4 protein-coding genes and 1 pseudogene are annotated in these 5,618 nt (G+C 33.7%); all 5 read left to right on the forward strand.

Annotated elements, in window-relative coordinates; all coding sequences use genetic code 11:
* Positions 1 to 92: 92 nt before the first annotated feature.
* A pseudogene (sufU, locus tag LFLEISCH_RS14150) lies at positions 93 to 480 on the forward strand (Fe-S cluster assembly sulfur transfer protein SufU); the annotation flags it as partial.
* 14 nt (positions 481 to 494) lie between these two features.
* A complete protein-coding gene (gene sufB / locus LFLEISCH_RS14155; RefSeq protein WP_007478002.1) occupies positions 495 to 1,889 on the forward strand; it encodes a Fe-S cluster assembly protein SufB in 1,395 nt (464 codons plus the stop codon).
* A 682-nt stretch (positions 1,890 to 2,571) separates the two neighbouring features.
* On the forward strand, positions 2,572 to 3,156 hold the full coding sequence (locus LFLEISCH_RS15160) for a DNA cytosine methyltransferase (RefSeq protein ID WP_040504903.1): 585 nt from the start codon (positions 2,572 to 2,574) through the stop codon (positions 3,154 to 3,156).
* A 52-nt stretch (positions 3,157 to 3,208) separates the two neighbouring features.
* The gene (locus LFLEISCH_RS15165) at positions 3,209 to 4,126 is read left to right on the forward strand and encodes a DNA cytosine methyltransferase (protein ID WP_241432926.1); all 918 of its coding nucleotides are present in this window, start codon (positions 3,209 to 3,211) and stop codon (positions 4,124 to 4,126) included.
* Between the two features lie 13 nt (positions 4,127 to 4,139).
* A partial coding sequence (locus LFLEISCH_RS14170; RefSeq protein WP_007478004.1) for a hypothetical protein occupies positions 4,140 to 5,618 on the forward strand: 1,479 nt, incomplete at its 3' end.

The following is a 5,618-nucleotide window of genomic DNA, read 5'->3' on the forward strand; positions in this document are numbered from 1 at the left end:
ATTAAAGTTGATGTCAAAGGAGTAATTTGGGACTTAGTGAGAAGTCGGTAATTATGATAGGGATTATAGAGAAGCAGATTATGGACCATTGACAAGAACCTCGGAATAAAGGAGGAGCTCGCGGAGTCAAACGTTACGATTGATTTAAATAACCCGACATGTGGTGATGAAATTCATTTGCATTTAAAGCTCGATGATAATGTTATTACAGCAGCAAGCTTTACGGGAAGTGGATGTTCGATTTCGATGGCCAGTGCTTCCATGATGACAGAAAGTGTTATCGGGCATACGGAAGATGAGGCTATCCATATGGCACACCAATTTTCCGAAATGGTACAAGGACATGATCATGAAACGATTGATGAATACGGGGACGTGGAGGCACTCGCTGGCGTTGCTAAATTCCCAGCACGAATTAAATGTGCCACACTAGCCTGGAAAGCTTTAGAGCGAGCGATTTATGAAGAAAAAATGCGTTAAAGGAGGAGTAAATTATGACTGAAATTCCAGATATTGGCGAATACCAATATGGATTCCATGATAAAGATACATCCGTTTTCCGTACAGAACGCGGTTTAACGGAAGATGTTGTACGCGAAATTTCAAAAATTAAAGAAGAGCCTGAATGGATGCTCGACTTCCGTTTGAAATCGCTAGAGCAATTTTATAAAATGCCTATGCCAACTTGGGGCGGGGACCTTTCAGAGCTTGATTTTGAGGACATTACGTATTATGTAAAGCCTTCTGAACAAACCGTTCAATCTTGGGATGAGGTTCCGGAAGAAATTAAACGCACGTTTGATAAACTGGGGATTCCAGAGGCTGAGCAAAAATATTTGGCAGGTGCCTCTGCCCAGTATGAATCGGAAGTAGTTTATCACAATATGAAAAAAGACTTGGAAGAGCTTGGCATCGTTTTTAAAGATACGGACACTGCGCTTAAAGAAAACGAAGACATCTTTAAAGAATATTTTTCAAAAGTGATTCCGCCTTCTGACAATAAATTTGCTGCGCTAAACTCCGCCGTTTGGTCTGGAGGTTCGTTTATCTATGTACCGCCTGGCGTTAAAATCGACACGCCACTACAGGCCTACTTCCGAATTAATTCCCCGAACATGGGGCAATTCGAACGTACGCTTATCATTGTAGATGAAAATGCGAGTGTCAATTACGTAGAAGGCTGTACCGCTCCTGTTTATACAACAAACTCTCTTCATTCGGCTGTTGTTGAAATTGTCGTAAAACCAGGCGCTTACTGCCGTTACACAACCATTCAAAACTGGGCGAATAACGTTTATAATCTTGTAACGAAAAGAACTTTTGTGGAAGAAAACGGCACGATGGAATGGATTGATGGCAACATCGGTTCTAAACTCACGATGAAATACCCGTCTTGCTACCTAAGAGGAGAGGGCGCGCGTGGTATGACGCTTTCTATCGCCATTGCTGGCAAGGGGCAACGTCAAGATGCCGGTGCGAAAATGATGCATATGGCACCTAACACATCAAGTACGATTGTTTCCAAATCCATCTCCAAGCATGGTGGGAACGTGACCTATCGTGGTATCGTTCATTTTGGTCGTAACGCGGATGGGGCTCGTTCTAATATTGAGTGTGACACGCTTATTATGGACAATGCCTCCACATCAGATACGATTCCGTACAACGAAATTTTAAACAATAATATCTCCCTTGAGCACGAAGCTAAAGTATCAAAAGTGTCCGAGGAACAACTTTTCTATCTTATGAGCCGCGGCGTTTCAGAGGTCGAAGCCACTGAAATGATCGTCATGGGCTTTATTGAACCGTTCACGAAAGAATTGCCAATGGAATATGCTGTTGAAATGAACCGGTTGATTAAGTTTGAGATGGAAGGATCGATTGGGTAGGGAATAGATAAAAACTGCTAAGTATTGATTTATCAATACTTAGCAGTTTTTTGCTTGAGTTGGAATTTTGAATATAAAATAAACTTAACATGATTAGTGAAATATGTGTATTAGATTTATTCTCTTTTGATGGGTATAAATATGAAATAATCTAGTTGTTTTCCACGGCTTTACAGTGATATATCTTTGTACTTGAATTAAAGAGTAATAGGTATTTAAATTATGAAATAGCCTGAATGAACTTGAAATTCAACTTTTTAAATGTTATTATATTCTTGCAATTTGTTAAAAAACTTTATTTATAAATATGCATTCTTTCGAAATAGTTTATAAGAGGCTAAGGAAAACTACTTTATAAATTCTGATTAATGTTTTTTAGTAACGCTCACCTGCTTTTGAGAGGCCTTTAAGAAAGATATAAGTACTGCTATCTCCAAGTAGTTTACAAAGTAGGCAAATATCTTTATTGAATCATCTGGTAATATCAAATAACAACTGATTTGAAGAAGAGAATGAATAAGACAAATTCGTAACATAAGATGACATATATTATAGTATTTCTTTTCGTTATAAAAATTGCTATAATTGGTGTTGAATTATCGGATGACAATAATTCAACATAAAACAACATTCATAATATCATTTGAAGATATTACGGTACTTGAATAAGGGTGGATAAACAATGTATAAAGTAATAGATCTATTTTCTGGAGCTGGAGGACTAAGCTATGGTTTTAGCGTTAATGACTCTTTTAAAATAATAGCTGCTGTTGAAAATAATAAGTTTGCACAAGAAACATATAAAAACAATCATGATACAAATATAGAGATGATGGCGAATATAGAAGATGTTAATTATAAATATCTGTTAGAAACGTATGGTAACATTGATGTTGTAGTTGGCGGACCACCATGTCAAGGTTTTTCGAATGCTAATAGACAGAAGAATGGATTGATTAGTTCAAATAATAATTTAGTCAAAGAATATTTTAAAGCGATTAAATATTTAAATCCTAAAATATTTGTTATGGAAAATGTGAAAATGCTTAAGTCTGAGAAACATCGATTTTATTATTCAAAGAATGACAAAAAAGAAATAGATAGGTTTGATATAAGTTTAAGAAATGAAAGAATTATTATTAGTGAACATAATATTTTTAGATTTGATATTTTAATAATTGCTAAAAAACAAACATATAGAGAATATTTGGTAGATGAAAAATTGTTTAAGGCTCTGAATACACTTAATAACAAAAAAAAGAGATAAAAAAAAGATTGAAAAATTCCTGAAAATGAATTCTGGGCGTTTAGTTGACTTGATGAAGAAAGAATTGGTTACATACTTTAAACCTGAATTTGATATATTTAATAGGGCAATAGAAAATAAAACATATTCCGAAGGTTTTTTTGAAACTTTGGAACAATTCGTGCTTTTTGAGAAATCTATGAAAATTCTTAAAGAAATAGAATCTAACCGTCTAATTCGAGAATATGATGAAGGCGATGATATTGTTTATGCTCATGTCTTGTCATACTCTGTTATTGAATATAGCGATAAAATCCTTGGTAAAGATTATGTTCAAACGAAAAATGTTATCAATGCTCTGAATTTTGGTGTTCCTCAAAAACGTCAGAGGTTTATTTTAATAGGTATAAGAAAAGATATGCTCAATACAGATATATCTAGTTTTTTTAATTATAAATCTGAACAAAGGTTCACTGTGAGAGATGCTATTGAAGATTTGGAAGATATAGCTGTTAATATATCTAATCTCTCTAGTGAAGATGGCATCATAAAAAACAATACATATGAAGATAATGAATATAGGAAAAAAGTTTGTGATTCGAAAAAAATATACAATCATGTTGTTACAAAAACAACAGATGTAGCACTTCAAAGGTTTAAACTTTTAAAGGAAGGGCAGAATTTTCATGACCTTTCGAAAACGATGAAAAATACTTACACAACACCGGAAAGGACACAGAATACTATATATTTAAGGGTTATTTATGATGAACCATCTGGGACTGTCGTAAATGTTAGAAAATCTATGTGGATTCATCCGAAAAAAAATAGAGCAATTAGTATACGCGAAGCCGCAAGATTACAATCGTTTCCAGATAGCTTTATTTTTAAGGGGACTAAAGATTCTCAGTACCAGCAAATTGGTAATGCAGTACCACCGAGAATATCACAAATTTTAGCAGTAGAGATAGAGAAAATATTATCTGAATAAAGGAGAGAGGTAAATGAGAGGAAAGTACAAATGGTCGTTTCCAAGATTGGATGGTGGATTTTCTGAGGGGCTTAATGATGCCGGTGTTGAAACTTTCAAAAATGATGTCTATGAAAGTTTAGCGAAGGAAACAATACAAAATTCAATAGATGCAAGGTTAGACAAAACTAAACCAGTAACAATCAAGTTTGAGCAAAACAAACTTGATGTTCACTCCTTCCCTAATTATCAGCAGTATAGGACAATTTTAGAAGAATGTTTAGAATCTTGGAGAGATAACCCAAAAACTAGGACATTTTTCGAGAAAGCATTACATAGTATTGATAAGGAAACAATAAATATACTTAAAATTAGCGATTTCAATACTACTGGATTAACTGGGTCGAAAGATTTAAAAAATAAGAATAGTAATTGGGTAGGGCTTGTAAAATCAATTGGTAATTCTAACAAAACTATGGGAGATGGAGGGGCATTTGGTATAGGGAAAAATGCGCCATTTGCTTGTTCTTTAATAAGAACTGTTTTTTATAATACTGTAGATAAGGAAGGAATAAGGGCCTTTCAAGGAATCGCAAAATTAGTGAGTCGAACTTCGAATAATCAAGAATTTAGGGGAACGGGCTTTTACGGTGATGTTAGTAAAGATAATGCACCAATATATGATCAAGAAATTAATAAATTGGATTTCTATCAACATTCTTTTTTTTCGAGGGAAAAAACAGGAACTGATGTCTTTATTTATGATTTTTTAGTTGAGAAAAAGTGGGTATCAAAAATTATTCAATCAGCATTAAGGAATTTTTTTGTAGCAATTTTTAATAATTCCCTAATAGTTGAAGTTGAAAATACGATTATTTGCAAGGAAAATTTATTACAAGTTATCAAAGAACAATCAAATTATGAAGAATCTTTACCCTATTTGTATTATTTAGCTATGACTGAAGGTAAGAAATTTCCAAAAGAGGGATATGAGTATGCATCTGATTATGATGGCTTAGAATTATATCTTTTGGAAGGAAAAGATTATCCAAAGCAAGTAGCTATGTTTCGGAAAATAGGGATGAGAATTTTTGATAAAAAGCATTTTCAGGGCGCAACTAATTTTATAGGGCTTTTTTATACAACAGGAGATGATGTTAATCAAAAATTGAGTGAGATGGAGCCGGCAGCGCACGATAAGTGGGAGTATCAGAGATCTCGAGATTATGAGGGAAGAGAAGATTTTAATTCGAGAAAATATTTAACGGGGATTTATGACTGGATGAAAAAGTGTGTTCAAAGTTTAGTCGAGATTTCTAGTACTGAGATATTAGATTTTGAAGGAGCGAGTCAATATTTACCCCTTGAAAGAGAAAGTGATGAATTAAACTTAAAAAATAAGAGAAAAGATACTTTTCCTAAAGAACCAAATAATGATATCTCAATACAAAATGATGGTTTAGTAACAGTAAACTTAAATAGATTTTTCAGAAGAAATCTACTAAACGAAAAA

The organism is Listeria fleischmannii subsp. fleischmannii LU2006-1, assembly GCF_000344175.1.
GTDB lineage: Bacteria > Bacillota > Bacilli > Lactobacillales > Listeriaceae > Listeria > Listeria fleischmannii.